Here is a 24,917-nt window from a genome sequence, read left to right as displayed (position 1 = left end):
GGAGATTCGGCTCTTGTGGTCACTCCGGACGATGAGATGAGTCAAGCCGGCATAGGTGTGGTGCAGAGGGTCGATCCGGCCGACATCAACGAGAAGCTGTTGGGCTGGCTACGAAACCGGTTGGCGCACTACAAGTGTCCGCGGTCGCTCTCGTTCGAAGCGCAGCTGTCCCGGACGGACACTGGCAAGCCGTACAAACAGGAACTCGTCAAGAAATGCTCGCGCGGCAACTAGCTCAGCCCAGCTTCAGCGGCACGCGTTCCAGCGAGAAGGTCTGCGCGGGGAACACGATGTGCGGTTCGTAGCCGTCCTCCACCGAGAACTCGGGGATGCGCTTGAGCCATTCGTCGAGGACGAGCGTGAGCTCCATGCGTGCCAGGTGAGAGCCGAGGCAGCGGTGCGGCCCTCCGCCAAAGCCCCAGTGCCGGTGGACCTTTCCGTCCATCACCACGTCGTCGGTCGAGGTCTCGTCGCTGTCGTCACGATTGATCGCGGCGATGCACAGCCGCACCTGGGTATCGGCGGGAAGGGTGATGTCGCCGATGGTGACCTCCGCGGTGGTGACCCGGGGCAACATCGGCGCGGGGGGCTCCAACCTGACGATCTCCTCGACGAACACGCTCATCTGGTTGGGATCCTCGCGCAGCGTGGTGCGCAGCTTAGGGTTACGGGCCAGTTCCAACAGCGCCGTGCTCATCGCCGCCGTGACGGTGTCCAGCCCGGCGAGCACGAACAGGAAACTCAGCCCCATCATCTCGGCATCGTCGAGGGCGTCTTCACCGGTGAGCACTTGGGACAGGATGTCCGGTCCGGGGTTGGCCCTTCGTTCGTTGATCGCCTCGGAGACGTAGGCGAGCAATTCCATTGCGGGCGTGAGGTCAGCGCCTTCGAGCGTCGGTGACTCTGCAAGCGCGATGACTGAGTCCTTCCATGCGATGAGCCGGTCGCGATCTTCCAGAGGCAGCCCGAACAAGGTCAGGAACACCTGTGACGGGTAGGGGATTGCCAGGTCGGCTACGACTTCGCACTCGCCCTTCTTGGCGATGTCGTCGACGATGTCGATCGCCTGTCTCTGGAGGGAGGGCAGCATTGCCTTTAAAGTGTGCGGGCTGAAGAAGGGCTGCAGGATCTTGCGGAATCGGGTGTGCTCGGGCGGGTCGAAGGAGATGGGTACCAACGGCAACGGGGCGCCGAGCACGTCGAAGGCTTTCTTTGACGAGAACAACTCCGGATTGCGCAGCGCGGCAAGCACGTCCTCGCGGTGCGCTAAGTAGTACCAGCCGTCGATGAACACCACCCGCCCGGCGTCGCGCACGGTCTTCCATCCCACCCCGCGGTCCGCTGCCATCGGCAGCCCTGCGAACGAGAGTTCCGGTACGGCATGGGGTTTCACGTGTTCTCCTCCCGTCAGAACGCCGAGCGATGCAAGCCGCCGTCGACTTCGATCCAACTGCCGGTGACGTACCCAGCAGGGGCTGAGCACAAGTAGGCAATGAGCGAGGCGATCTCCCGAGGCTTCCCCATCCGTGCCGCCGGTACGCGGGCCTGGGTGAGCATGAAGTCGCGGCGCTCCTGCTCGGTGCTCGCGCCGAGGTGTTGATCCAAATAGGCCAGCGCGTTCTCGGTCTCGATCCAGCCGGGTGCGACGGTGTTGACGGTGATCCCGTATCGGGCGTACTCGTCGGAGACGGTCTTGAGCAGTCCGACCGTCGACGGACGGCTGGTATTGGCCACCGCGTGATGGATGTTGCCCGCGGGTTCCTTCGCTGTGCCTGATCCGATGTGGACGAAGCGGCCCCAACCCGCTTCCTTCATCGCGGGCAGCACCGCATGCAGGAGTAGGATCTGGCTCGTGGTGTGCATGTCGAAGGACTCGCGGTAGATGTTCACGTCGGTGATGTCCGCGAAGTCGCCGGGTTTCTGGTACTTGGCTTGACCGATGACGATGAGCGGCGGCCCCTGCTCGGTGGTCACTTCTCGCACCGCGTTCTGAAGCTGCTCGGCGTTGCTGACGTCGGCGGTGACGCCGATCGCGGTGCCGCCCTCGCTACGAATCGATTCGACGGCGGCGTCGACGTCGGACTTGGTGCGGGCCAGTACCGCAACCCGCGCACCCTCTGCGGCAAGCAGTTTCGCGGCTTCGAAGCCGATTCCCTTACTGCCGCCGACGATCAGCGCCGATCGGCGGTCGATTCCGTAGTCCATCGCAGAATCCCCGTCAGCGCCTTACGTCCATGCCGGCGTCCACCTTCAGCATGCTTCCAGTGAACGAACGGCCCGCGTCGCTGAGCAGGAAGAGGATCGCGTTGCTCACGTCGCGTGGCTCGATCAGCGGCAGGTCCGGCAGCGCGGTCTGGACCGCGTTGACCATGCGAGGGTTGTCCTCGATCACTTTGAACAGCGCCGGGTTGTCGGTGATCATCGGGGTCGCACAATTCGTCGGCGCCACCGCATTGACGCGAATGCGGTCGGGGGCCAGCATGGCCGCGTACGCGCGGACCAGACCGACGACGGCGACCTTGGACATCAGGTAGGCGTCGCTCCCGCCGCGGCCGTCGGTCAGGTCCAGTAGGGCGATCATTGAACTCGTCGCGATCAGGTTGCCACCCTCGCCACGTTCCTTCATGTGCGGGATCGCCACCTGGAAGGCGTTCCACACCCCGATGAGCATGATGTCGAGCCCTAGCCGCAGCGCCTCTGATGCGTCGCGCTCGTCGGCGTTGGTGAGCACCACCCCGGCATTGGCGAGCACCGTGTCGACGTGGCCGAATTCGTTGACGCCCGCGTCGAACGCATCCTGCAACGCAGCGAAGTCTCGGACGTCGGCCTTGCGGGTGATCATCTTTCTGCCGGTTTTCTCCACGAGGCGGGCCGTCTCCTCGAGATCGTCTTCGGTGCCCAGGGCGTAGGGCACGATGTCGAGGTTCTCGCAGATGTCGACACCGATGATGTCGGCACCTTGCTCGGCGCACATCACCGCGTGCGAACGGCCTTGCCCGCGAGCGGCTCCGGTGATGAAGACGACCCTGCCGTCCAGTGAACCCATTCGTATGCCTCCAATAGCTCGCAATCGGCCGCGCTCAGCGCGTTGGTGGGGCGCGACGCAGTGACGTACGCCACGTCGAGGATGCTACGCCGACGGCTTGGAATCATACAACTATTTGGCTAATTTGGTGGACGACAGCACACTCAGAGCTTTGGAAGGGATCCCACATGCCCGACAGCCCCCATGGCGGTCCGCGCCCACCCGACGGTGACTGGTTGGGCAGCCCCTACCTGAGGTTTGAGCGTGAAGGCGCATTTGCGATCTGCACCTTGGACCGCCCCGAGGCCCGGAATGCGATGACGCCTGCGATGTACTTCGGGATCCGGTACGCGGTCAGTCGCGTCAATGCCGACCCCGACCTCGCCGGCCTGCTCATCACCGGCACCGGCGACGTCTTCGCACCGGGAGGTGACCTGGGTCAGAAAGCAGCAGACAACTGGATGGACTTCGCGTCCACCCTGGGAACCGACGTCACTCCGTTCGACACGCTGCGGCAGTCGGCCAAGCCGGTCGTGTCCGCGGTCAACGGCCTCTGTCAGGGCGGTGGCCTGCAGATCGCGATGTGCAGCGACCTCGCCGTGGTGAGCGATCGGGCTGTATTCCGGGTGCCGGAATTGTTCCGTGGCATCGCCGACACGTACTACAGCCAGGTGCTGGCCCGGCTCATTGGACCGGTCCGGACCAAGGACCTGATGTTCACCGGACGGACGCTGAACGCCGACGAGGCGCTCGACTGGGGAATGGTGAGCAGGGTTGTTCCGCACGACGACCTGTTGAGCGTCGCCAAGGAGCTGCTCGCGCAGTGCTGCCGGACCGCTCCGGGAGCGCGGGGGTTGGTCAAGGCGAGCCTGGACAACTACCTCGGGCTCTACGACCGGATCGGCATGACGACCAGTCTCTTCGGACCTGAAGCGGCCGAAGGCTTCCGGGCGTTCAAGCAGAAGAACTCGCCCGACTGGGTGCACCCGAAGCTTCGGGTAGAGGGGCGGTTGTAGCGCGCCGCTACAGGCCGGTGCGAGCCGGCCCGTAGCGGCGCGCCGTCACTTCGGAGTGAAGCGCTGCGCGCCGTCGAGGCGCATCACCTCGCCGTTGACGTAGCCATTGGACAGCAGAAACGTCGCGGCGTCGGCGTATTCGGCTGGAGTGCCTAGTCGCTTCGGGAACGGGATGTTGGCAGCGAACTTCGCGATAGCCTCCTCGCCGACCGACTCCATGATCGGCGTCTTCATCGTTCCAGGGGCGATGGTGTTGACCCGGATGCCCACCGAACTGAGGTCGCGAGCGGCAGCGATGGTCAACCCGATGACACCGGCTTTCGCTGCGGCATAAGCGGTCTGGCCGATCTGACCCTCATAGCCCGCGACCGAGGCTGTCATGACGATGGCACCCCGTTCGCCGTCCTCGCGGGGTTCGGCGGCGGCTACCGAAGCCGCTACCAGCCGTGTCAGGTTGTAGGTGCCGGTGAGATACAGGTTGATGGTCTTGGTGAAACCGGCCATGTCGGCCGGGCTGCCGTCGCGCTGCACGATCCGCTGGGCCACCCCGAAGCCGCCGTGTGCAACGACCGCGTAGCGCAGCTGACCGAGCTGGTTGGCCTGCTCGATGGCACCCTGCACGCTGTCGTCGCTCGTTACGTCGGTGCTGACGAACAGTGCCCGGCTACCCAGCTCGTCGGCCAGCGCCTTGCCCTTGTCGGCGGCGAGATCGGCGATCACCACGCCAAGTCCTTCGGCATGGAGCCGACGCACCGTCGCCTCGCCCAGGCCACCTGCTCCTCCGCTGACAATCGCCGAGGCGCCCTCAAATTGCTGCACTGTCACTAGTTCTCCCTTATCTACTGTTGTTTTCCAATTGAGTCAGATCGCCCGTCACCAAACTCCACGGATCCTCGGCGGCCAGGACAAGCCGGCCGAGTCGCCGCGCGAAATGCGTGGTGCTGCCGTAATCGCTGGTCCAGCTCTGAGCGCGCAAGGTGAACAGCCATAGCGGGTGTTCACTGGTGACGCCGATCGCGCCGTGCAGCTGGTGGGCAACGCTGGTGACCGGCCCGACGGCCCGGCCGACCGCCACCTTGGCGACGGTGACGGCGTAGTCGGTGTGAGGCGACGCGAAGCCGTGCTCGGCAGCGGCGGCAACGGCCAATTCCGCAGCGGCACGGGCTCTTTCGATCTCTCCGGCCATGCCGGCCAGTGACTGCTGCACGGACTGGAAAGCGCTGAGCGGACGACCGAACTGGATGCGCTGGCGGGTGTGCTCTACCGACAGCGCTGCGGCGGCATCCAACACTCCGATGGTCTGCACACAGCGTGACCACGCGCCGCGCCGAGCCAGCTCGGCGCCCACCGTCGGGTCTACGGCGTGCAACTGGTCGGCCGACACGTCGAAGGCAATCGAGTCGCGCGGTTCGCCTGCCAGGTTGTGACCTTCTCGCAGCTCACCGGGCGTCACGTCGATCACGCCGACCTGAAGTCCAGCGGGCGCGCTGACGGCCAGCACCACGGCGGTGCACGCTCGTGCCCATGGCACCGCGTGCGCGGTGCCGGTGACCCGGCCGTGGTCGGTTTCGGCATCGGCGATCGCGACACTCAGCGGGCCGGCGGGCAGCTCGATGCCGGCCTGCTGTCCGAGCCACCCGGCAAGCGCGTCGGTTTCGGCCAACGGCACCGCGCCGGCGTGGCGGGCCACGCCGTAGAGCGCAACCGCCAACTCGCGCGGGCCGGCTCCCATGTCCGGCGTGCTCGTCAGCCTGGCCAGCCCGGTGTCCTCGAGGTTGCGCCAGAGCACGGCGTCGAACTGGTCTGGGACGCCGCGGTGGCCCAGCCCCGCATCATAAGCGCGCTGCCCAATGTCGTCGACGAGTTGACGCAGCTCCGCATCGTCGTCCCGGGCGTCGGTCGCGGCGAACACCCCGCCGGCCAGAGCGCTCACCGCAGCCCCATTCCGCGGGCGACCACGCCGCGCAGCACCTCGTTGGTGCCGCCGCGCAAGGTAAACATGGGCTTGTGCAGCCACGCGGTGTTCAGCATCGTCTGCAGTTCGGAATTCGGTGGCGTCGCCTCGAGTAGATCGGCGATCAACCCCACTGATTCGGCTTCGAAACGCGTGCCGAGGTCCTTCACCAGCGCCGCCTGATTGGCGGCATCGCCGCCCTCGGTGAGCGTGCGGGCCACTGACAACGACAGCTGCCGCAGCGAGATCAACCGCGCCATCAGGTCACCGATGTCGGCGGCGGTGCGGTCGGCGGGCAGCGAGACTCGGCCGAGTGCACGGATGGCAGCGAACAGCAGGGGGCCGGTGGACAGGATCCGTTCGGGTCCGCTGCGTTCGAACGACAATTCGGAGGTGACCTGGTGCCAACCGTTGCCGACGTCACCGAGCACGTCGGCATCGGGAACGAAGACCCCGTCGAACAGAACCTCGTTGAAGTGGTGTGCCCCCGACATCAAGATGATGGGTTCGACGCGGACGCCCTCGGCATCGCACGGCACCAAGAACTGGCTGAAGCCGGCGTGCCGCTGCTGCGGGTCCGGCGGGCTGGTGCGGGCCAGCACGACGACCTGATGCGCGTGGTGGGCCCCGCTGGTCCACACCTTGCTACCGGAGAGCAGCCAGCCGCCGTCGCTGCGGACGGCCTTGGTTTGCACGGCGGCAAGGTCGGATCCGGCGCCGTGCTCACTCATGCCGATCGATGAATAAAGCTTGCCCGCAACGATTTTGGGCAATAGACGTTCGCGCTGCTCCTCGGTGCCGTAGGTCAACAGGCCCGGCGCGACCTGGCGATCGGCGGTCCAGTGCGCCGCCACAGGCGCACCCGCCGCGATCAGCTCCTCGGTCACCACGTAGCGGTGCAGATGCCCCAGCCCGTGGCCGCCGTACCGCTTCGGGATCGTCAGGCCGGTGAATCCGGCGGCGCCCAGCCGGGCGGAGAACTCCTCGTCCCAACCGCCCAACCACGAGTCGACGCCGGGCTGCCACCCGAATTCAGCGCGGTCGGACTGTAAGAAGTCCCGCACGGCGAGCCGCAGCTTGACCAACTCGGACTCACGGGCGCTCAAGGCGTCAAACGAATTCACCACAGCCGCTTCCTAAACCGTGGGCACCGGGGCCGACAGGAGATAGAAGTTGGGCGTCAGGTCCTCCTCGCTCGGGGCCAATAGGTAGCCCGACAGGTCCTCGCGGCCTTCTTCCCGCAGGATCTGCTCGTCGGTGTAGAAATGGCCGCTGCACGCCGCGGCGGGTCGGGTGACGAGCGCGTGCACCGCCTCGGCCATGATCTGTGGGCTACGGGCCTGCGCGCGTACCGCTGCCTCTCCCATTGCGACCATCATTCCGGTGCTGGCGATCGTGGTGGCCGGCCACAGCGAGTTCACCGCGATCGGCACCGAGGCGAACTCTTCGGCCCAGCCCAGGGTGAGCAGGCTTTCGGCGTACTTGCCCACGGTGTGCCCCACATGGGCGCCTACCCATCTGGGGTCCATGTTCAGCGGGGGAGAGACGTTGACGACGTGCGCGTTGCCCGACCGGCGCAGGTGCGGAAGTGCGGCCTGCACCACCGCGAACGGCCCTTCCACATTGATTTCCAGCAGCCGGCGCAGGTTCTTAGGCGGCAACTGCGCGGTCGGCCGGAGATCCAGGGCCCCGGCGTTGTTGACGACGACGTCGATGCCGCCGAACTTCTCGGCCACCGAAGCGATCGCCGACGCCACCGCGCCCGCGTCCCGGACGTCGCAGGTCAGCGGGAGCGCCCGGCCGCCCGCACGTTGCACGGCGTCCGCGGTCTCGGCAAGGGTGCCCGCGATCTTGGGATTCGGCGCCTCAGTCTTGGCCAGTAATGCCACGGCCGCACCGTCTTCGGCGATCCGCTCGGCGATGGCGGCGCCGATGCCGCGGCTGGCGCCGGTTATCACCACGACGCGATCCTCCAGAGTGCGAGGATGGGGATTGCCCACGGTTCGTTGACCCTTCCGTCGGTCGCTAGAGTGTGCGGTCGAATGCTATAACTATATAGATCATTAGTCGCGCGATGTAACGCGCAGTCATCCACAAAAGCGGGGATCTATGACTCGGGTCATTTCGGTCGGCACCTATCTGCCGCCATGGGCTGTGCGCGACCGGCGGGTCAAGGGTCCCGACGAGGACGCGCTGACGATGGCCGTCGCCGCCGGCCGCGCGGCCGATCCCGACGCCACGGCGCAACGGGTGGTGCTGGTGTCACGCGATTTTCCGCTGTTGGAAGGCGGCAACGGCGCGGTGCTATTGGCGGCGTTGTCGCTGCCGGCCGACACCGCCGTGACGGAGGTGCTGGGCGGCGCGCCCGCGGTGTTGGACCAAATCGTCAGCGCCGGCGAAAGGACCCTGGTGATCGCCGCCGACGACAACGATCTCGCAACCGGGGCGGGCGCGGTGCTCACCGGCGATGACGGCGCCATCGTGACCCCGCTGGCACGCCAGACGCGCAGCCTGCCGTTAAGCGCCCGTGGTGCCGACGGCGCCCGCCACGCCTACGTCGACCCCCGGCTGCAACGCGAGGTCGGCGTGCGCTCCACCCTGACCCGATTGGGCCTGACCGGAACTCCGACGGTGGCCGCGGCGGCAGGCGTGCCCCTGGCGCATGTCGCGGGCGACTTGGATACGACGCACGCCGTGGCGGACTCCGCTGTCTCCAGCGCGGCGATCATCCTGCTGTTGGCCGATGCGATCGAGGCGGGCATCGAGGGCCTGTTGCTCGCGGTCGAGCAGTCCAGCATCAGCGCAGCGCACCTGGCGTCCGCGGGGACCGAGACCCGGATCGCCCGCGATGAGTTTCCGGCCCAGGAATTACCGAAGGCCCGCGTCGCCGACGGTGTCGGCATCCCGATTTCGATGCCCGCATATGCGCGCGCTTTCGAGCCGAAGATCCGCTGGGAGGCAGCGGTTTTCGAGGAAAGCCCGGGCATCGACACCGCGCCGCAGTTCCCGCCGCGGCTGCGAGTCGACAATGCCGGACGGTTGGCCACCGAATACCGGCTCGAGCCGCTGCCACGCACCGGCACCGTCTATACCCACACCACAGTGCGGATCCCGGTGCCCGACCTACCCAGCCCTTACTCACTGGCCGTCGTTCAGCTCGACGACAGCCCGGTGCGGGTGCTGCTCAAGGTCACCGGGGTACCCGCCGGCGAGGCGGCGATAGGACAGCCGGGCTCAGTCGTGTTGCGCAGGATCGCTATTCGCGCCGGCATCCCCGACTACGGCTATGCATTCTGGCCGGGGCGGACGCTGGAAGGAGCCGTTGCATGAGAAACGTTGCCATCGTCGGCGCGGGGATGACGCCCTTTGCCGAACACTTCGCCCTTGGCGTCAAGGACCTGATCCCGATGGCCTACGCCGAAGCGGCCGCCAAGGTAGACAAGGGCATTGAGAAATCCGACATCGAAGCCGCGTGGTTCGGTGAGCTTTCGACGACCGACGGGTTCCCATCCGGCATTTTGGCCGACACCCTTGACCTCACCGAGATTCCCGTGACGCGAGTCGAAAATGCTTGCGCCACGGGTAATGACGCGATTCGGAACGGAACGCTGGCCATCGCCTCGGGCCTCTACGACGTGGTGCTGGTGGTCGGGGCCGACAAGGTCCGCGAAACGTCATCGAACACCACGTTCTGGGACTGGGCGGCGATGACCCGTGACAACGCCTGGGACTACCCCTTGGGACTGGTTGCGCCGGCCAACTTCGCGCTCCACGTGATGCGATACCTGCACGAATCGCCGGCGACGAAGGAACACATGGCGATGGTGGCGGTGAAGAACCATTTCCACGCGGTGAAGAACCCGAAAGCTCAACTGCGCTACGAGATCACCGTCGAGCAGGCGCTGGCCGCGCCGATCGTGGTCGAACCGTTCGGACTCTACGATTGCACCCCGCAGAGCGATGGCGCGGCCGCGGTGATCTTGGCCGCCGAGGAGGTCGTCGACCGTTACACGGACCGTCCGGTCTGGGTTCGCGGCGTCGGGCTGGGCATGGACCGGGTGATGCACCAGCACAAGGGCGACATGACGACCTTCCCGCCGACGGTGCGCGCCGCCAAGGCCGCGATGAAGATGGCCGGCGTGACGCCGCGCGACATCGACGTCGCTGAGGTCCACGACTGCTTCACCGGCGTCGAGTTGATCAGCTACGAGGATCTGGGGTTCGCCCATCGTTACGAGGCCTACAAGCTGGTCGAGGGCCGTGAACATTACGTTGGCGGATCGATTCCGATCAACCCGAGCGGCGGGTTGAAGGCGAAGGGGCACCCGCCGGGTGCCACGGGGGTGGCACAGTGCTACGAACTGTTCAATCAGCTTCGCGGTGAAGCAGAGAATCAGGTCGACGGTGCGCGAGTCGGGTTGGCCCACAATATCGGTGGGCCGACCGCGGTCTCCGCGGTCACCGTCCTTTCCAACGAGAAGAACTGACGGGACCATCACATGACCACTTCCGAGATCGCTACTCTGCCTGGCTACGAAGAATTTGCGCCGTGGCTACTGGTGGAGAAGCGCGGCAACGTCCACGTCGTGAGCATCAACCGGCCGGAGGCGTTCAACGCCGTCAACGAGCAGGTCCACCATGCGTTCGCCACGATCTGGCGGGTACTGACTGCCGACGACGACGTGCGGGCGGTGGTGACGACAGGTATCGGCAAGGCGTTCTCAGCCGGCGGCGACATGGTGATGTTCGGACGTCTGATCGACGACGCGGTGGCCCGCCAGTTCCAGATCGCCGAGGCCCGCACGGTGTTCCTGGAGGTGATCAACTTCCCCAAGCCGCTGGTGTCGGCGGTCAACGGCCCGGCTGTCGGTCTGGGTTGTTCGATCGCGTTGCTGAGTGACTTCCTCGTGATGGGGGAGAGCAGCTATCTGGCCGACCCGCACGTCGCGGTCGGGTTGGTGGCCGGCGACGGTGGCGCGGCAATGCTGCCGCTGCTGATCGGTCTGATGAAGGCCAAAGAGTATGTGTTGCTGGGGGATCGGATCACTCCGGCAATTGCGGACAAGCTGAACCTCGTCACCAAAGTGGCCACCGATGACACCGTGTTGGACGAGGCGCTCGTGATAGGGGAGCGGTTGGCCGGTCTGCCGCCCCAGGCACTGCGTGCCAGCAAGGTTGCGATGAACATGCACCTGTCGCGAGCCGCGCTCGGTGTGCTGGAGTACGCGCTGGCCGAGGAGTACACGTCGTTCTCCACCCCGGAGTTCAAGGAGCGGGTGGCTGCGTTCCGGGCACGCTCGAAGAAGTAGGGGCTCGTCGGACCCTGCGGCGCAATGCCGTTCGAGCGGTGACCGCGTCAGACGTCGGATCGGTTACGTGCGACGGGTGCGCGAACGCGAGGTCTTGGCGGCGCGTCGGCCACCGATCGCGTCGAGGCGAGCGAGGATGTCGAAGGCCTCCCCGAAGGATCGCACGAGGTCGTCGGCCCGGCCGGAGGACCACTGGTCCAATGCCGCGATCAGCGCGTTGCGCACAGCCCCTGCGACGATGATCGGACGCAGGTCCGTTGCCGGGTCGACGCCGAGCCGCTGGGCGTTGGTCCGCACGAATCGCTCGGTGAGCTCGGCGTCGCCGTTGATCGTGTCGACGAGGGCCGGGCTGTCGCGGACGAGCACCTTGAGCTGCTCGATCAGGGCGAGATCGACCTCGTCACCACCGAGGACACCGATGGTGGCCGCTCGCCACGAGGTCAGGAGGTCCTCGTTTGCGGGGCGCTGGTCCACCGCATCGCACAGGGCGACGAGGCTGCGGCGCGGGACGGCGAGAAGCACGTCGCGCTTCGCGGCGAAGTACCGGAAGAACGTTCGCGCCGATATGCCGCATGCTCGGGCGATGTCGTCGGTCGTGACGTTGTCGTAGCCCTGTTCAGCGAACAGGGCGAGCGCGATCTGCTCGATCTCACCCGTGACGAGGCGGCGGCGACGATCCCAGACCCCTTCCCCGACGAGCGCGGCCGAAGCGGTGGATTTAGTCATCACGACATGACTCTAGACAAATTATGGCAGAGAGTGCAAAAGTTGACAGACACCCGCAACCTTGCTTCCAGTCGGAAACAACGTTGCGGCAGAACGACCGTAAGGGAGGCATCGATGACCGAGACCGGTCAGCGTTCGAAGATCGGAAACGGCACGATCAACGTTGCGGGGTACGTGTCGACGGACGGATTCTTCGGTACGCCGTACGTGGACGTCGACGAAGAGCGATCGGAACCGATCGCGCACCGCTACGTCCACGGCGGGTTCGCGGACACCGCCACTCGCTGGGCGTTCTGGTTCCCGACCGACGGGCAGTACCGCGGACGGATCCTCCAGCCGCTCGAGGGCGCTCACGGCGGCCACGAGAACGCCTTCGGCAACGACCTCATGGCCGGTTTCATTGGCGGGCTTCGGATGTGCGCCCGCCTCGGCGGTTGCATGGTGGAGTCCAACCAGGGACACGTCGGTGACAACCTCGACCCGCGAGGGGGCGACGACCCGACGCTGTACGGGCACCGTGCCAGCGCTGAGACGGCCCGACTGGCCAAGTTCGTCGCCGCGCAGGTCTACGGCGAGGCGCCCCATCACGCCTACGTCTGGGGAGGATCGGGCGGAGGGCGGCGGTCGCCGCTGTGCCTCGAGAACGCGCCCGACGCATGGGACGGCGCTCTGCCGTTCGCCGGCGGCGGGCCGATCGTGGAGCACGGCAGCACGGAGAAGATCGAGGGCGCCCAGGTGATGTCTTTCGCCACGATGTTCAACTGCCAGCGCCTACTCGGTGAGAAGACGGACGAGATCGCCGCCGCCATGGCGCCCGGCGGGCATGGCGACCCCTTCCTCGGGTTGAGCACTCACCAGCGCGAGGAGCTGGCCAGCCTGTACCGCCAGGGCTTCCCGCGCGGCGACGAGTACATGATCGGCAAGCCCCTGGGCCAGATGTGGCTGTGGACCTCGATGGCCACATCGCTGCTCGAGCAGGACCCGAGCTACTTCGAGGATTTCTGGACTAAGCCCGGCTACGTCGGCTTCGACCAGCCGGGCCTCGTCGAGTCCGACATACTGAGCACACGGGCCACCGTGACCAAGGTGCTAACGGGCACCAACATTCTGGAGGATCCGCGCTTCCTCGAACCCCGACACCAGAACTTCCGAATGGTGGTCATGGTGTTCGCGAGCCTCGGAGACCCCTCGCTGCCCATGGTGGTCGAGCTCGAGGGCCTCGGGCAGACGGGCTATCGGCTCGGCGCGAGCGTCACCGTGCTCACCGGCGCGGCGGCCGGGCGGCGGCTCTACTGCGGAGCCCACGCCGACGACGTTCTTTATTGCGACGGCGTGGGCGATGTCAACCTGCTCCGGTTCACCGATGTGCGGCCCGGCGACGAGGTACAGGTCGACAACCGTGACTTCCTGGCCTTCCACTACTTCGCTCGGCACCACCTGATGAGCGATCCACAATTCGACTCCCTGCGCGTGGACGATCGGCCCGTGTACCCGCAGCACCCCGTGCCGCGCCAGTCGGCCCTCATGGGTGTCGGCTACTCCGGGCTCTACCGCGGCAAGCTCATCTGGGTCCACCACACCAAAGACTCGTCGCTATGGCCCTCGCAGGGGATCGTCTACCGCCAGGCCGTGCTACGGGCGCAGGGGGAGGAAGGCGCCAAGGAGCGGTTCCGGCTCCGCTGGATCGAGAACGCCGAGCACGGCCCCTCGATGATGGTGCCCTCGCTGCCCAACCGGGCCAGCAACACCTGGCTTATCGACTACATGCCGTACATTGAGCAGTCGGTGGCCGACCTGATCGCGTGGGTGGAAGACGGCATCGAGCCCGTCGATACCGCCTTCGACTACGTCGAGAACAAGGTGATCCTGTCCCCGGACGCTGCGCAGCGACGGGGCATCCAAGCGGTCATCGCGGTCACCGTCAACGGCGGTGACCGGGCGGAGGCGGCGGTGGGCGAAGCCGTCGAGCTGGAGCTCCGGGCGACGGTGCCTCCGGGCGCCGGCACGATCGTGTCCGCCGACTGGGACTTCGACGGCACCGGCTCCTTTCCGTTCAGCCACGACGGCATCGACGGGTCGGCGGCGTCCGTCACGCTCTCCACCACGCACGCGTTCGATCGGCCAGGCGAGTATTTCGTGACCGGCCGAGTCCATTCGCATCGGAATGGTGACCCGGCCGCGAGCTCGTGCCGAATTGCCAACGTCGCGCAGGTCCGTGTGGTCGTCTCGTGAGCGCGATCGACCTCAGCGGTAGGCGGTCACCCGCGCGGTGATCGCCACTTTGCCGTCGTCGCCGATGGCCTGCGCATCGCCCACGCCGGTGTTGCGACCTACGCGTAGCGGCGTGCCCTCATAGCGGGATTTAGTGCCGGCGAAGAACGGACGCAGAAAGTTCACTCGCAGCGACGCGGTCTGCAGCAGACCTTCGGAACGGTCCCGGTTCAGGGCCGCCGATGCCGCGAGCTCCAAGCCGGCGGCGGCCACGCCCCCATGCACGATGTCAATGTCGTTGTTCAGGTTGCGGTCGACGCGCTGCGCCAGCACCGTCGCCGGACCATCCTCCGCAACGTGCACCGCCATCAGCTCGGCGAACGTGGTCTCAGCCGACCTGCGCAGGGTCTCCGGCCGCTGCTGGGGGACAACGTCATCGGCGTCGATGAAGAACGACCGCACCGTGCCGCCGCCGATCACCGTTCCGCGGTAGGTCAGCGTGCAGATCCCGAGCGAAGTCGTACCGAGCGGACCAAGTGTGTGCGCGGTGGCCAGCACGGGACCGTCGAGGTCCCCAACGCTGTCCAGGCCGAGCTCCATCGACAACTCGCTCGATACCGTCCACCGGCCGGGCCGACGCCGATAGTGGTTGACGATGCCGGCCGCCGCGTCCACGAGGATGGCCAACGGGCCGACCGTCGGCGCTCCGGTGAAAGGATTGCGACACCTTTCCATCGGCATGGTCAGCGCGGCAATGGCTTCCGCCGGGCGCGATTCGACGTACTCGATACCGAATCGGACTTGTATCGAGTCGGGTGTCTCGAGATCGTGCTGGTTTACCCGCTCGTCGACACCGGTCATTCGAGAAGGTCTACGACAGTGGACAATTCGGCGCCGGTCAGGACGAACTCCTCTGCCTTCTGCAGATGGCGCTTCCAGAGCTGGCCGGCCTTCTCGGCGTCGCCATCCTTGATCATGTCCAGCACCATCCGGTGGGTTTTCGCTGAGCGGCGGACCGCCTGCTCGGCGCGCGTGCCTTTGGTGGGCTGGAGCGACCGGTTGGCCTGCTCGATGATGTGATGCAGCATGTCGCTGACGATTTGCAGGGTGCTGTTGCCGGACAGCCGCGCGATCGCGGCGTGGAAATCGGTGAGCTGATCGACCGCTTCGCTGCCGGGATTCAGCTGCGACTCACGTTCGACGATCTGCTCGAGTTCGGCGATCACCTTGGGGTTGCGGTCCTTGGCCAACTGCTCGACCATCGGAACTTCCAGAGTCACCCGGGCGTCGTAGACGTCCTTGACCGTGACGCCTTCGTATTCGAGGATCAAGCCGGCGTAGCGGGCGAGTGTCTCGCGCCGGGGCCGGGTGACGCGGGCCCCGCCGCGCACGCCTCGCTGGACCTGAATCAGCGACTCGGACTCGAGCACGCGGAACGCTTCCCGCAGTGTCGGCCGGGACACGCCGAAACGCTCCATCAGCTCCGATTCCGGGGGGAGCATGGTGCCTTCGGTGATTTCGCCGCGGATAAACATCCGCCGCAACACCGTGGCCACCCGATCGGCCATCTTCGGTTCCCGAAGACTGGTGACCTCCATTGCAACCTCCACCGCTATGCGAATATGCGAATCAAATAACCGTTTAGAAGGTTAGCCGAACCAGCCGGTGGATCCAGCGATTGGCGCCAGTCAGTAAGCAACGTCACCCCTAGTACCCCATCGCCCGTCCCATGAGGTCCTTCATGATCTCGGTGGTGCCGGCGTAGAGTCGCTGCACCCGCGAATCCCGCCAGAGCCTCGCCACTTCGTACTCGTTGATATAGCCGTAGCCGCCGTACATCTGTAGGCAGCGGTCGATGATCTCCCACTGAACTTCTGAAGTCCACCATTTCAGGCCTGCGGCATCCTGATCGGACAATGTGCCGTCGTTGACCGACAGCACGCATTGGTCGAGGTAGGTCTGAGCGGCATCGAGTTTGGTCTGCATTTCGGCGAGGAAGTGCCTGTTGACCTGAAACTTGCCGATCGGCTGACCGAACGCGGTGCGTTCGAGCGCATACGCCTTGGTCAGGTCCAGTGCTCGACGAGCGGCGGGCAGCGCGTAACAGGCCACGCCGACCCGCTCACTGGGCAGATTGGAGACCAGATGGTAAAAGCCGCGGTTGAGTTCGCCGACCAAGTTCTCCTTGGGCACCTTGACGTCCTCGAAGAACAGCTCCGCGGTATCGGCGGAGTACTGGCCGATCTTGTCGAGCTTGCGGCCGCGGGTGAAGCCTTCCATGCCATCTTCGATCATCAGCAGGCTGATGCCTTTGTGCCTGGCGGTCGGGTCGGTCTTCACGGCAGTCAGCACCAGCTTGGACAGCAGGCCGTTGCTGATGAACGTCTTCTGGCCGTTGACAACCCAGTGGTCGCCCTCGTCGCGTGCGGTGGTCTTGATGCCCGCCAGGTCGGATCCGGCCGCAGGCTCTGACATCGCGATCGAGCCGATGTACTCACCGGAGACGAACTTGGGCAGCCAGCGGGCCTTCTGTTCGTCGGTGGTGAGGTGGTTGAGGTACGGCACCAGGATGTCGTTCTGGACGCCAAGACCGATGCCCACCGATCCGGTCAGGAACATCTCTTCGGAGATGATCTGGTTGAACCGGAAATCCTTGACCCCAAGGCCGCCGTACTTCTCGTCGAACTCCCACCCGATAAGGCCAGCGGCCCCCGCGGCCAGCCACGCCTCGCGACTGACTTTGCCGTCGCGTTCCCACTTCTCAATGTTCGGCACGCATTCCCGCTCGAAGAACTCGCGAGCGCTGGCTCGAAAGTCGTCGTGGATCTCGTCGAAGATGTTGCGGCGCATGGATTTCCCTTTGCTCGGCTTTCTTCTAGTCGGACCACGTGACGATGGCGGGCAATGCACGGCCCGGAGCGTAGATCTCGAACAGCCGTTCGCCGAGCAGCGCTTCGAGGTGATCGTGCGACCCACAGAGCGCATCAACCTGGAAGCCACGCGTGACGTAACGGTGCAGGTCGTGCTCGGCGGTCAGGCCGATCGCGCCGCACACCTGCAATGCCACGTCGCTGACCGCGCGGTGTGCCCGCCCGGCCGCGGCCTTGGCGGTCACGGCCGATAGCCGGCCGCCGTAGCGCCAGGACTCGCTCAGCAGCGCCCGCGCGCCGGCCAGCACCGCCGACGCATCGGCGAGCGCGTGGCGCGGCGATTGGAACGACCCGATAGGGGCGCCGAACTGCACGCGCACGCTGACGTGTTCGACCGCGATGCGCAACGCCTGCTCGGCCAGCGCCACCAATTCGGTGGCCAGCGCCCGGTGTGCCGCGGCCATCGCCCGGTCCCATTCGGTGGACGCTTCGACGAGGCTGGCGTCCAGCGGACCCCTGACCCGAGTCCAGAACGCCGACGCGTCGAAGGTGTCCATGCGCTCGCCGTCGAGCTGCGACGAGTCGACCACACCCACCGACACCGCCCCCATCGGCCTCGACACCGGGACGACCAACCGACCCTCGAGTGGGCCGAGCACGATGCCCGAGACCCGATCGTCATCGGAACCCGGAATATGTCCAGGGCTCAGCCCGGGCAGCAGAACGTGGTCGGCGGGTTCGTCGAGCAGTTCGGCGAGCTCAGCCAACATGACGCGATCGAGGCAGTCAGTGAGGGCCAGCGATCGACCCTGGGCGCGGAACAGCAGCTCGCACGCCTCGACGGGATACTCGGCTTCGATATCCGACCAGCCCAGCTCGGCCAGACGCGGACCGATCGCCACGTGTTCCGCCGAGCCCGATGTCGCTGCGGGGACGGCACCGTTGCCGGACTTGCCTGCCAGTTCTTCGAAGAGACGAAACACGGCTTCCTCGACCATTGGCCACGACTCGTCGATCGGTTGGCCCTCCTTGCTCATGGGCGTCGCTCCTGGTCGGGCCGCCAAGCGGCCCGCATCGTCGCGGGCGCGGCTCATCTCTTCTCCTTGGGCAACCCGAGGAGGTGGTCGGCGATGATGCCGCGCTGGACTTCGGCTGTGCCGCCCATGATCGTGGCGGCCCGCGAGTACCACCACTCGGCGCGCGCGGTGTTCAGCGCCGCGCCGCCGCGACCGGTTCCGGCCAGCATCTGCTCCCTGCCGATCTCGAGGACCAGGTCGTTCACTTGCTTTTCGGCCCGGCCGAAGAGGAGTTTGTCGATGCTGCTGTCCGCGCCGACCGATTCACCCGCGGCCAGTCGCCGGACGGTGGTGGCGGTCCGGGCCTGGGCGGCAACCACGTCGACGTAGACCTGGGCGAAGCGCTGGCGCTGCGCGTCGGTCGCACCGGCGATCACCATGTCCTCCCGCAGCCGGCTCAGCTCGGTGAGCACTTTGTTGAGGACGGCGTAGCCGTACATGCCACGTTCGTACTGCATCAGGTGCATCGCCACCGCCCAGCCACCGTCGACGTCGCCGATCACCCGTTCGCGGTCGACCCTGACATCGTCGAAGAACACTTCGGCCAGTTCACGACGGCCACTTGCCAGCGCGATCGGCCGGATGGTGACCCCTGGCGCGTCGGCGTCGACCATGAGCATCGTCAGTCCGCGGTGGCGGCTCTCGGGCGTTCCGGTGCGCACCAGCGCGAGCAGCCGGGTGGCCGTCGGGCCCTGGCTCGTCCAGATCTTCTGGCCGTTGATGACGAAGCCGCCGTCGCCATCAGCGACCGCGCGGGTGCGCAGCGTGGCGAGGTCGCTGCCGGACTCGGGTTCGGAGAAGCTCTGGCCCCACCATTCGGCGCCGCTGAGGTAGCCGGGCAGGTAGGCCGCGGCCAGCCCGGGAGCGAACTTGAGCAGGGCGGGGCCCAGGGTCTCCAGCGTCCAGTGTTGGGCCGGTATCGGCAGCATCGCGTAGCCGAGTTCCTCGTAGTACACGGCCCGGTGGATTTCGTTTCCACCGAGACCCCCGGCCGCCTCCGGCCAGCCATACCGGTTCCAGCCGTCGGCGTGCAGCCGTGCCATCACTTGAGCGTCGTGGGCCAGGCCGTCCTCGGCGCTGGTGAATGCGGCCGAGCGCCAATCGTCGGCTGTTTCCAGATCACGGAGGTAATGCCTGAAGTCCTGGCGGTACGACGCGACGTCGGCCGCATATTCAAGTCGGCCACTGCTGTCAATGGCGCTGTCGACAGGGACGGACAACCGACCCCCCTTCATGGACGCCGGACCCTGACGCATGCCAGAATCAGCTAAACAGTTATCTATAAGAGGCTACAATAACTCATGCCCACACTTCAGTGAGAGGGATCGCCAATGACGGCTTCACCCATCGCCGCCGCCACTGTCAACTTCAATCCCGAGGCCAGGCTGTTTATCGACGGGCGGCTGCGGGATTCGTCGACGGGGAAGACCGTCGACAACATCAATCCGGCGAATGAGGAAGTGCTCGGGCACGCCACCGACGCCAGCGCAGAGGACATGCAGGAGGCCATCGCGGCCGCCCGCCGTGCGTTCGACACCACCGACTGGTCGACTAACCACGAGTTCCGGCAACGCTGCCTGATGCAGTTGCACGAAGCGCTGCAGGAGGAAAAAGAGGACATCCGTGCTGAGCTGATCGCCGAAGTCGGCGCGACGGTGGGGATGACCTACATCGCGCAGCTGGAATGGCCGCTCGCCGACGCTATCCGGTATCCGGCCCAGCTGATCTCGACCTTCCAGTGGGAGCGGATGCTCGACGAGGACGCCAAGATGGGCGTGCCGTACAACCGCGTCGTGGTCAAGGAACCAATTGGTGTCGTCGGCGCCATCACGCCGTGGAATTTCCCGTTCGAGATCATCAGCAACAAAGTGGGCCAGATCCTGGCCACTGGGAACACGATGGTGCTCAAGCCGGCCGTCGAGACGCCGTGGAGCGCGTTGCGGTGGGGCCGGATCATCGCCGAGAAGACCGACATCCCGGCCGGTGTCGTCAACATCGTGCCGGCGTCGGACAATGACATCGCCCAGGTGCTCGCCACCGACCCGCGGATTGACATGGTGTCCTTCACGGGATCAACCGCGGTCGGCAAGCTGATCCAGCGGCTGTCGGCCGACACCATGAAGCGCAACATGCTTGAGCTCGGCGGGAAGTCCGCGTATCTGGTGCTCGACGACGCCGACATGGGCATGGCGTTGCCCGGTTGCATTGGCGCGCTGATGCATTCGGGTCAGGGCTGTGCGTTGGCCACCAGGATGCTCGTGCCGCGCTCGCACTATGACCAGGCCGTCGAGGTCGCCAGCGCCACCTTCGGCTCCCTCACGGTCGGCGACCCCTCGGACCCGAATACGTTCTGCGGGCCGCTGGTGTCGGCTAAGCAGCAGGCCCGGGTGTTGAACTACATCGAGACCGCCAAGCGTGAGGGAGGCCGCGTCACCGCCGGCGGCGGGGTGCCGGAGGGCCTGGACCGCGGATATTTCGTGGCGCCGACCGTCGTCGCCGACGTCGCCCCGGACCACACGATCTTCCAGGAGGAGATTTTCGGGCCGGTGCTGTCCATCACGCCGTACGACGGCGGCGACGACGGCGCCGTCGAGATGGCCAACAACTCCACCTACGGCCTGGCGGGCGGAATCATGGGCTCCGATGAGCGGGCCATGGCCGTCGCGCGCCGCATCCGAACCGGCTCACTGATGATCAACAGCGGCATGTACTACGGCGCCGACGCGCCGTTCGGTGGGTACAAGATGAGCGGCATCGGCAGGCAGAACGGCATCGAAGGCTTCGAGCAACATCTGCAGACCAAGACGATCGGATACCCCCTGTGAGCGACATTCTCAGCGGAATCCGCGTCGTCGAACTCGCCGCGTGGACGTTCGTCCCCGCCGCCGGTGCCGTCCTCGCCGACTGGGGCGCCGACGTCATCAAGATCGAGCACCCCGAAACCGGTGATCCGCAGCGTGGCCTGATCAGCTCCGGAATTGTCACCGCCGCCGGGGGAGTGAATCACTTCATCGAGCAGCCCAACCGGGGCAAGCGCAGCATCGGGCTGGACACCTCTACCCCCGACGGGTTGGAGCTGCTGATGAAGCTGCTCGAAACCGCGGACGTCTTCGTCACCAACCTGCTGCCGGATTCGCGCCAGCGGATGGGGATCGACGTCGAGCAGGTACGTGCGCGCAACCCCAAGATCATCTATGCCCGCGGGCACGGCTACGGCACCCGCGGCGACCTCGCCTCGCAGGGCGGCTTCGACCTGGCTGCGTACTGGGCCCGAGGCGGAATCGGCGACGCCTACTCGGCGGGTGACGGTTCGTACCCGCCCATCCAGCGGCCGGCGTTCGGCGACTCCTACGGCGGGCTGGCGATCGCGGGCGGAATCGCTGCGGCGCTGGTGAAGCGCGAGCGCACCGGAGAACCGTCGGTGGTCGACGTGTCGCTGCTCAACGCCGCGATCTGGCAGTTGGGTCCGGACATCGTCGGATCAGGCGTCACCGGTCAGGACATCCCGAAGTTCAACCTGGACGAGATGCCCAACCCGGTAGCCAGCATCTACAAGACCCGCGACAACCGGTTCATCGCCTTCGTGCTGCTGCAGGCCGACCGATTCTGGGCGGACTTCTGCACCCGGCTGGGCCGCACCGACCTGATCGATGACGAGCGCTTCGCTTCGGCGATGGTGAGATTCGGCAACCGCAAGGAGTGCATCGCGGAACTGCGCCGGACCTTTGAGTCGCAGGACCTTTCCCATTGGGAGAAGGCTTTCGGCGGTTTCGAGGGGGTGTGGGACGTGATGCGCACCGCCCGCGAGGTACACGAGGACCCGCAGACGATCGCCAACGGGTATCTGCCGCGAGCCACTAATGCCAGTGGCAATGAGTTCGCGCTGGCGGCCAGCCCGGTGCAGTTCGACGAGGTGCCGTTGGACCTGACGTGTGCGCCCGGACACGGTGAACATACCGACGCGTTGCTGGCCGAGCTCGGCTTCAGTGAGGACGAAATCATCGAGTTCAAGATCAACTCGGTGGTGCTGTAGTGGGTTCGGAGGACCTCGCGCGGCGCTTCCTGCACGTCAATCTCAATTGCGAATCGCTGGACCGCACGGAGTACGTCTACGGGGACATACTGGGTCTGAGGGCACGTATGCGTACGGACCCGAAAATCGCCACCGACGGCACCATTCTCGGCCTCGACGGTGAAACATATTGCGCCACCGCATTTCTCTACGACGCGCGTGGCGGTCGCGCAGGCTGTGCGTTGGAGGCGATCGAATACCGCTCGCCTACGTTGAGTCGCGACCCGAGTCGCGACCCGGTGCGCCCCGGAATCCGGTCAGTGCAACTGGCGGTCGCTGACCTCGACGGCGCCGTGACCGCGTTGCGCGACGGGGGACTGACGGTGGGCGATCCGGTCGACGGCCTCATCGATGACGGAAAGTCGGTCCTCGCGCTGGACCCTGATGGCGTGGTGATCGAGGTGGTCGAGTCACCGGTTGATGCCGGGGGCGCGAATGGCGCGTTATTCACACTGTTCAATGGGATCAGGATCGCCGCGATCGACGCGGCTGCGACTGGCGAGTTTCTCACCGCCATCGGGTTCGAAGAGGTAGATGCGCCGCGGGTGATGCGGGTCGCCGGTGCGCAGCTCAGCCCGGACGGCACGGGTGAAACCGATTGCGTGGTAGCGCGTTACGCGCTGGCCGAGGATGGGAATCAGTTCGCGCTGGTGGTGGTGCAACATCCTGGAACCGCGCATACCCCGGTGCCCTGGGCCGGTAACCGCCAGGGCCTCTACCGTTGCGCGCTTCGGGTGGAGGATGTGGGCGAGGCACTGGCGCAGGTGCCCGATTCGATTGAGCGGATGGGTGATCCAGTGTGGTGTCCGCTGCCGGGAACCAAGATCGAGGGCCTGCACATCGCATTTCTACGGTCGCCCGACGGCGTGGTGTTCGAGTTCGTCGAGCGGCCGCTCAGTCACTTCAGTCCCTCCACGGGAAGGAGCTAATCGGTGCATCTGCAGATGGAGGGAAAAGGATATCTCGTCGTCGGCGGAACGGCCGGTATGGGGCTGGCGGCGGCACGGGCGCTGGCTCGCGAAAGCGCGTCCGTCGTCGTGGTCGGGCGCGACGAGGCCAAAGCCAAGGGCGCGACGGCCCAGATCGCCGAATCAGGCGCTGCCGCGGCGCACGGCTTGACCTTTGATGTGAGTCAACCCGGCGCGGCGGTCGCCGCCGTCGAGGAAGCCGTCAACATCCTGGGCCGACTCGACGGCATCGCCGTCACCATGGGCACCGCGGGGATGATGCCCATCGACTCGGACGACGACGCATGGGACACCGCGTTTCACGACGTCCTTCTGGCGACCACTCGTAGCGTGCAAGCTGCTTTGCCGCACCTCGCGGTCAACGGAGGCGCGATCGTGACCACCGCCGCATACTCGGCCCGCTCGCCACACGAGCCTCGGTTACCCTACGCCAGCCTCAAGGCGGCGGTCGCCACGTTCACCCGCGGCATTGCGCGCACCCACGGAAAATCGGGGATCCGGGCGAACAGCGTTGCCCCCGGCGCAGTGGAAACCGATGCGCTGCATGCCGTTCGGGGATACATCGCCGAAAGCAAGGGCTATCCCTACGACGAGGCACTCGAGCGGGCACTCGTGGAGGACTTCGGATTCGACGCCGCCCTCGGTCGGCCCGGGCAGCCTGACGAGATCGGTGCGCTGATCGCCTTCCTGCTCTCGGACATCTGTGCGTTCGTCACCGGACAAACCATCTACGCCGATGGCGGGGCGCCCTAATCCGTTTGGCGTTCAGGCCGTCGGCAGCGGCCCGGCCAGCCCGCGGGGAGAAGTGCCGTAGAGCCAGCTGACAGCCTGCCCGATCTCCGAAAATGTCAGCGAGACACCGTCTTTGGCATAATAGGCGCCGGGCGCCTCGGCAAAGCCATCGATGCGGGTCAGCTTGCCGCCGTTGATGCGGAGGATCTGCCCGGTGAGCCAGGACGAGCGGGCAGATTGCAGCCACGCCACCACCGCGGAGCTGCGTGCGGGATCGAGTGCGGGGTCGTCAGCTCGAGCACCGAACACGTCGGCGGTCATCCGCGACATGGCCAGCGGTGAGATCGCGTTGACCGCAACACCGTAACGCTGTGCCTCCATCGCGGTAACGAACGTCAGGTTGGCGATCGCGGCCTTGGCCGCGCCGTAAGCGCTCTGCCCGACATTGCCCCACAGGCCCGCGCCCGACACCGTGTTGACGATGTGCGCGTCAATCGAGTTGCCTGCCTTGAACTGTGCCCGCCAGTACTCACAGGCGTGCCGGGTGACGGCGAAGGTGCCCTTGAGATGTACGGCGATGACGGCGTCCCAATCGGCCTCACTAGAGGCGGCCACCATGGAGTCACGCAGGATGCCGGCGTTGTTCACCACACCGGTGAGGGAGCCGAACGTGTGGATGGCGGTCGACACCATGTCGGCGACGTCATCCCACGCCGACACCGAACCCGTGTGTGCCACGGCCTTGCCGCCGGCCGCTTCGATTTCGGCGACAACATCGGCCGCGGGGCCTTCACCTTCACCGCTGGAGCCATCCCGGCCGACGCCTGGATCGTTCACCACGACGGCGGCGCCCTGCTTGGCCAGCTCGAGGCAGTGGCCACGGCCGATACCCCGTCCGCCTCCGGTCACCAGGACGACCTTGCCGGTCAATGGGCCTTCAGGCATCGCGCGTTATCTC

23 protein-coding genes and 1 pseudogene are annotated in these 24,917 nt (G+C 66.2%); 10 read left to right on the top strand and 14 right to left on the bottom strand.

Features of this window, described 5'->3' with window-relative positions; all coding sequences use genetic code 11:
- Positions 1–3 precede the first annotated feature (3 nt).
- Positions 4–234, top strand: a pseudogene (locus AC0KS4_RS13215) (AMP-binding enzyme); the annotation flags it as partial.
- Between the two features lies 1 nt (position 235).
- On the opposite strand, the gene AC0KS4_RS13210 reads toward AC0KS4_RS13215, so the two are convergent.
- The 3 genes from AC0KS4_RS13210 to AC0KS4_RS13200 are packed head-to-tail and all read right to left on the bottom strand — an operon-like array spanning position 236 to position 3,046.
- Positions 236–1,348, bottom strand: coding sequence for a cytochrome P450 (locus AC0KS4_RS13210; RefSeq protein WP_238957300.1), 1,113 nt, complete (start codon positions 1,346–1,348; stop codon positions 236–238).
- A 59-nt stretch (positions 1,349–1,407) separates the two neighbouring features.
- Positions 1,408–2,205 (bottom strand): SDR family oxidoreductase, encoded by a 798-nt coding sequence (locus AC0KS4_RS13205; RefSeq protein WP_238956101.1) that lies wholly within the window; start codon positions 2,203–2,205, stop codon positions 1,408–1,410.
- A 13-nt stretch (positions 2,206–2,218) separates the two neighbouring features.
- On the bottom strand, positions 2,219–3,046 hold the full coding sequence (locus tag AC0KS4_RS13200; protein ID WP_014385040.1) for a mycofactocin-coupled SDR family oxidoreductase: 828 nt from the start codon (positions 3,044–3,046) through the stop codon (positions 2,219–2,221).
- Positions 3,047–3,213: 167 nt separating this feature from the next.
- On the opposite strand from AC0KS4_RS13200, the gene AC0KS4_RS13195 reads away from it, so the two are divergent.
- A complete protein-coding gene (locus AC0KS4_RS13195) occupies positions 3,214–4,041 on the top strand; it encodes an enoyl-CoA hydratase/isomerase family protein (RefSeq protein ID WP_238956100.1) in 828 nt (275 codons plus the stop codon).
- Between the two features lie 45 nt (positions 4,042–4,086).
- Here AC0KS4_RS13195 and AC0KS4_RS13190 read toward each other — a convergent pair whose 3' ends face one another.
- Genes AC0KS4_RS13190 through AC0KS4_RS13175 form a run of 4 tightly spaced genes read right to left on the bottom strand, consistent with a single transcriptional unit; the run spans position 4,087 to position 7,995 of the window.
- On the bottom strand, positions 4,087–4,866 hold the full coding sequence (locus AC0KS4_RS13190; protein WP_064939698.1) for an SDR family oxidoreductase: 780 nt from the start codon (positions 4,864–4,866) through the stop codon (positions 4,087–4,089).
- A 10-nt stretch (positions 4,867–4,876) separates the two neighbouring features.
- A complete protein-coding gene (locus AC0KS4_RS13185) occupies positions 4,877–5,974 on the bottom strand; it encodes an acyl-CoA dehydrogenase family protein (RefSeq protein WP_064939700.1) in 1,098 nt (365 codons plus the stop codon).
- Positions 5,971–7,122: an acyl-CoA dehydrogenase family protein gene (locus tag AC0KS4_RS13180; RefSeq protein WP_238956099.1), complete on the bottom strand. Its 1,152-nt coding sequence runs from the start codon at positions 7,120–7,122 to the stop codon at positions 5,971–5,973. Before AC0KS4_RS13180 ends, AC0KS4_RS13185 begins: the two co-directional genes overlap by 4 nt.
- Positions 7,123–7,131: 9 nt before the next feature.
- A complete protein-coding gene (locus tag AC0KS4_RS13175) occupies positions 7,132–7,995 on the bottom strand; it encodes an SDR family oxidoreductase (RefSeq protein ID WP_238956098.1) in 864 nt (287 codons plus the stop codon).
- Positions 7,996–8,104: 109 nt separating this feature from the next.
- Between AC0KS4_RS13175 and AC0KS4_RS13170 the strand changes: the two genes are divergently transcribed.
- From AC0KS4_RS13170 to AC0KS4_RS13160, 3 genes are read left to right on the top strand one after another with little or no spacing between them, the layout of a single operon-like run.
- A complete protein-coding gene (locus AC0KS4_RS13170) occupies positions 8,105–9,325 on the top strand; it encodes a Zn-ribbon domain-containing OB-fold protein (RefSeq protein WP_238956097.1) in 1,221 nt (406 codons plus the stop codon).
- Entirely contained in the window at positions 9,322–10,482 is a 1,161-nt protein-coding gene (locus AC0KS4_RS13165) for a thiolase C-terminal domain-containing protein (protein ID WP_238956096.1), read from the top strand. Before AC0KS4_RS13170 ends, AC0KS4_RS13165 begins: the two co-directional genes overlap by 4 nt.
- Positions 10,483–10,494: 12 nt before the next feature.
- Positions 10,495–11,304 carry an enoyl-CoA hydratase/isomerase family protein gene (locus AC0KS4_RS13160; protein WP_238956095.1) on the top strand — a complete coding sequence of 270 codons (810 nt, stop codon included), beginning with the start codon at positions 10,495–10,497 and terminating at the stop codon, positions 11,302–11,304.
- 63 nt (positions 11,305–11,367) lie between these two features.
- Here the strand turns inward: AC0KS4_RS13160 and AC0KS4_RS13155 are convergent, their stop codons facing one another.
- Entirely contained in the window at positions 11,368–12,030 is a 663-nt protein-coding gene (locus AC0KS4_RS13155; RefSeq protein WP_238956094.1) for a TetR family transcriptional regulator, read from the bottom strand.
- Positions 12,031–12,144: 114 nt separating this feature from the next.
- On the opposite strand from AC0KS4_RS13155, the gene AC0KS4_RS13150 reads away from it, so the two are divergent.
- On the top strand, positions 12,145–14,262 hold the full coding sequence (locus AC0KS4_RS13150; RefSeq protein WP_238956093.1) for a tannase/feruloyl esterase family alpha/beta hydrolase: 2,118 nt from the start codon (positions 12,145–12,147) through the stop codon (positions 14,260–14,262).
- A 12-nt stretch (positions 14,263–14,274) separates the two neighbouring features.
- Here the strand turns inward: AC0KS4_RS13150 and AC0KS4_RS13145 are convergent, their stop codons facing one another.
- The 5 genes from AC0KS4_RS13145 to AC0KS4_RS13125 all read right to left on the bottom strand — a co-directional run bounded on the left by AC0KS4_RS13145 (position 14,275) and on the right by AC0KS4_RS13125 (position 19,407).
- On the bottom strand, positions 14,275–15,102 hold the full coding sequence (locus AC0KS4_RS13145) for a PaaI family thioesterase (RefSeq protein ID WP_238956092.1): 828 nt from the start codon (positions 15,100–15,102) through the stop codon (positions 14,275–14,277).
- Positions 15,099–15,839, bottom strand: a complete 741-nt coding sequence (locus AC0KS4_RS13140) for a FadR/GntR family transcriptional regulator (protein ID WP_014385028.1) — start codon at positions 15,837–15,839, stop codon at positions 15,099–15,101. Before AC0KS4_RS13140 ends, AC0KS4_RS13145 begins: the two co-directional genes overlap by 4 nt.
- 109 nt (positions 15,840–15,948) lie before the next feature.
- Positions 15,949–17,091 carry an acyl-CoA dehydrogenase family protein gene (locus AC0KS4_RS13135; protein WP_064939713.1) on the bottom strand — a complete coding sequence of 381 codons (1,143 nt, stop codon included), beginning with the start codon at positions 17,089–17,091 and terminating at the stop codon, positions 15,949–15,951.
- A 25-nt stretch (positions 17,092–17,116) separates the two neighbouring features.
- A complete protein-coding gene (locus AC0KS4_RS13130) occupies positions 17,117–18,148 on the bottom strand; it encodes an acyl-CoA dehydrogenase family protein (protein ID WP_238957299.1) in 1,032 nt (343 codons plus the stop codon).
- A gap of 53 nt (positions 18,149–18,201) precedes the next feature.
- Positions 18,202–19,407, bottom strand: a complete 1,206-nt coding sequence (locus tag AC0KS4_RS13125; RefSeq protein ID WP_238956091.1) for an acyl-CoA dehydrogenase family protein — start codon at positions 19,405–19,407, stop codon at positions 18,202–18,204.
- Between the two features lie 111 nt (positions 19,408–19,518).
- On the opposite strand from AC0KS4_RS13125, the gene AC0KS4_RS13120 reads away from it, so the two are divergent.
- Genes AC0KS4_RS13120 through AC0KS4_RS13105 form a run of 4 tightly spaced genes read left to right on the top strand, consistent with a single transcriptional unit; the run spans position 19,519 to position 23,980 of the window.
- Positions 19,519–21,012, top strand: a complete 1,494-nt coding sequence (locus AC0KS4_RS13120) for an aldehyde dehydrogenase family protein (RefSeq protein WP_238956090.1) — start codon at positions 19,519–19,521, stop codon at positions 21,010–21,012.
- Positions 21,009–22,220 (top strand): CaiB/BaiF CoA transferase family protein, encoded by a 1,212-nt coding sequence (locus tag AC0KS4_RS13115; RefSeq protein WP_014385023.1) that lies wholly within the window; start codon positions 21,009–21,011, stop codon positions 22,218–22,220. Before AC0KS4_RS13120 ends, AC0KS4_RS13115 begins: the two co-directional genes overlap by 4 nt.
- Entirely contained in the window at positions 22,220–23,188 is a 969-nt protein-coding gene (locus tag AC0KS4_RS13110) for a VOC family protein (RefSeq protein ID WP_238956089.1), read from the top strand. Before AC0KS4_RS13115 ends, AC0KS4_RS13110 begins: the two co-directional genes overlap by 1 nt.
- A gap of 15 nt (positions 23,189–23,203) precedes the next feature.
- Positions 23,204–23,980: an SDR family NAD(P)-dependent oxidoreductase gene (locus AC0KS4_RS13105; RefSeq protein ID WP_014385021.1), complete on the top strand. Its 777-nt coding sequence runs from the start codon at positions 23,204–23,206 to the stop codon at positions 23,978–23,980.
- Between the two features lie 12 nt (positions 23,981–23,992).
- Here AC0KS4_RS13105 and AC0KS4_RS13100 read toward each other — a convergent pair whose 3' ends face one another.
- Complete coding sequence (locus AC0KS4_RS13100) at positions 23,993–24,904, bottom strand: SDR family NAD(P)-dependent oxidoreductase (RefSeq protein WP_080588021.1); 912 nt, start codon at positions 24,902–24,904, stop codon at positions 23,993–23,995.
- Positions 24,905–24,917 lie beyond the last annotated feature (13 nt).

The organism is Mycobacterium sp. NTMscope_MAC_12 (assembly GCF_976985675.1).
Note: the sequence above shows the minus strand (reverse complement) of the source record. Positions and strands in the feature narration are given on the sequence as shown.

Excerpts from the sequence above, each read along its gene's own strand:
- AC0KS4_RS13120 (WP_238956090.1), top strand. The coding sequence starts at position 19,519 with ATGACGGCTTCACCCATCGCCGCCGCCACTGTCAACTTCAATCCCGAG.
- AC0KS4_RS13150 (WP_238956093.1), top strand. The coding sequence starts at position 12,145 with ATGACCGAGACCGGTCAGCGTTCGAAGATCGGAAACGGCACGATCAAC.
- AC0KS4_RS13105 (WP_014385021.1), top strand. The coding sequence starts at position 23,204 with ATGGAGGGAAAAGGATATCTCGTCGTCGGCGGAACGGCCGGTATGGGG.
- AC0KS4_RS13200 (WP_014385040.1), bottom strand. The coding sequence starts at position 3,046 with ATGGGTTCACTGGACGGCAGGGTCGTCTTCATCACCGGAGCCGCTCGC.
- AC0KS4_RS13210 (WP_238957300.1), bottom strand. The coding sequence starts at position 1,348 with ATGGCAGCGGACCGCGGGGTGGGATGGAAGACCGTGCGCGACGCCGGG.
- AC0KS4_RS13165 (WP_238956096.1), top strand. The coding sequence starts at position 9,322 with ATGAGAAACGTTGCCATCGTCGGCGCGGGGATGACGCCCTTTGCCGAA.
- AC0KS4_RS13195 (WP_238956100.1), top strand. The coding sequence starts at position 3,214 with ATGCCCGACAGCCCCCATGGCGGTCCGCGCCCACCCGACGGTGACTGG.
- AC0KS4_RS13130 (WP_238957299.1), bottom strand. The coding sequence starts at position 18,148 with ATGAGCAAGGAGGGCCAACCGATCGACGAGTCGTGGCCAATGGTCGAG.
- AC0KS4_RS13145 (WP_238956092.1), bottom strand. The coding sequence starts at position 15,102 with ATGACCGGTGTCGACGAGCGGGTAAACCAGCACGATCTCGAGACACCC.
- AC0KS4_RS13170 (WP_238956097.1), top strand. The coding sequence starts at position 8,105 with ATGACTCGGGTCATTTCGGTCGGCACCTATCTGCCGCCATGGGCTGTG.
- AC0KS4_RS13135 (WP_064939713.1), bottom strand. The coding sequence starts at position 17,091 with ATGCGCCGCAACATCTTCGACGAGATCCACGACGACTTTCGAGCCAGC.
- AC0KS4_RS13160 (WP_238956095.1), top strand. The coding sequence starts at position 10,495 with ATGACCACTTCCGAGATCGCTACTCTGCCTGGCTACGAAGAATTTGCG.
- AC0KS4_RS13205 (WP_238956101.1), bottom strand. The coding sequence starts at position 2,205 with ATGGACTACGGAATCGACCGCCGATCGGCGCTGATCGTCGGCGGCAGT.
- AC0KS4_RS13140 (WP_014385028.1), bottom strand. The coding sequence starts at position 15,839 with ATGGAGGTCACCAGTCTTCGGGAACCGAAGATGGCCGATCGGGTGGCC.
- AC0KS4_RS13155 (WP_238956094.1), bottom strand. The coding sequence starts at position 12,030 with ATGACTAAATCCACCGCTTCGGCCGCGCTCGTCGGGGAAGGGGTCTGG.
- AC0KS4_RS13100 (WP_080588021.1), bottom strand. The coding sequence starts at position 24,904 with ATGCCTGAAGGCCCATTGACCGGCAAGGTCGTCCTGGTGACCGGAGGC.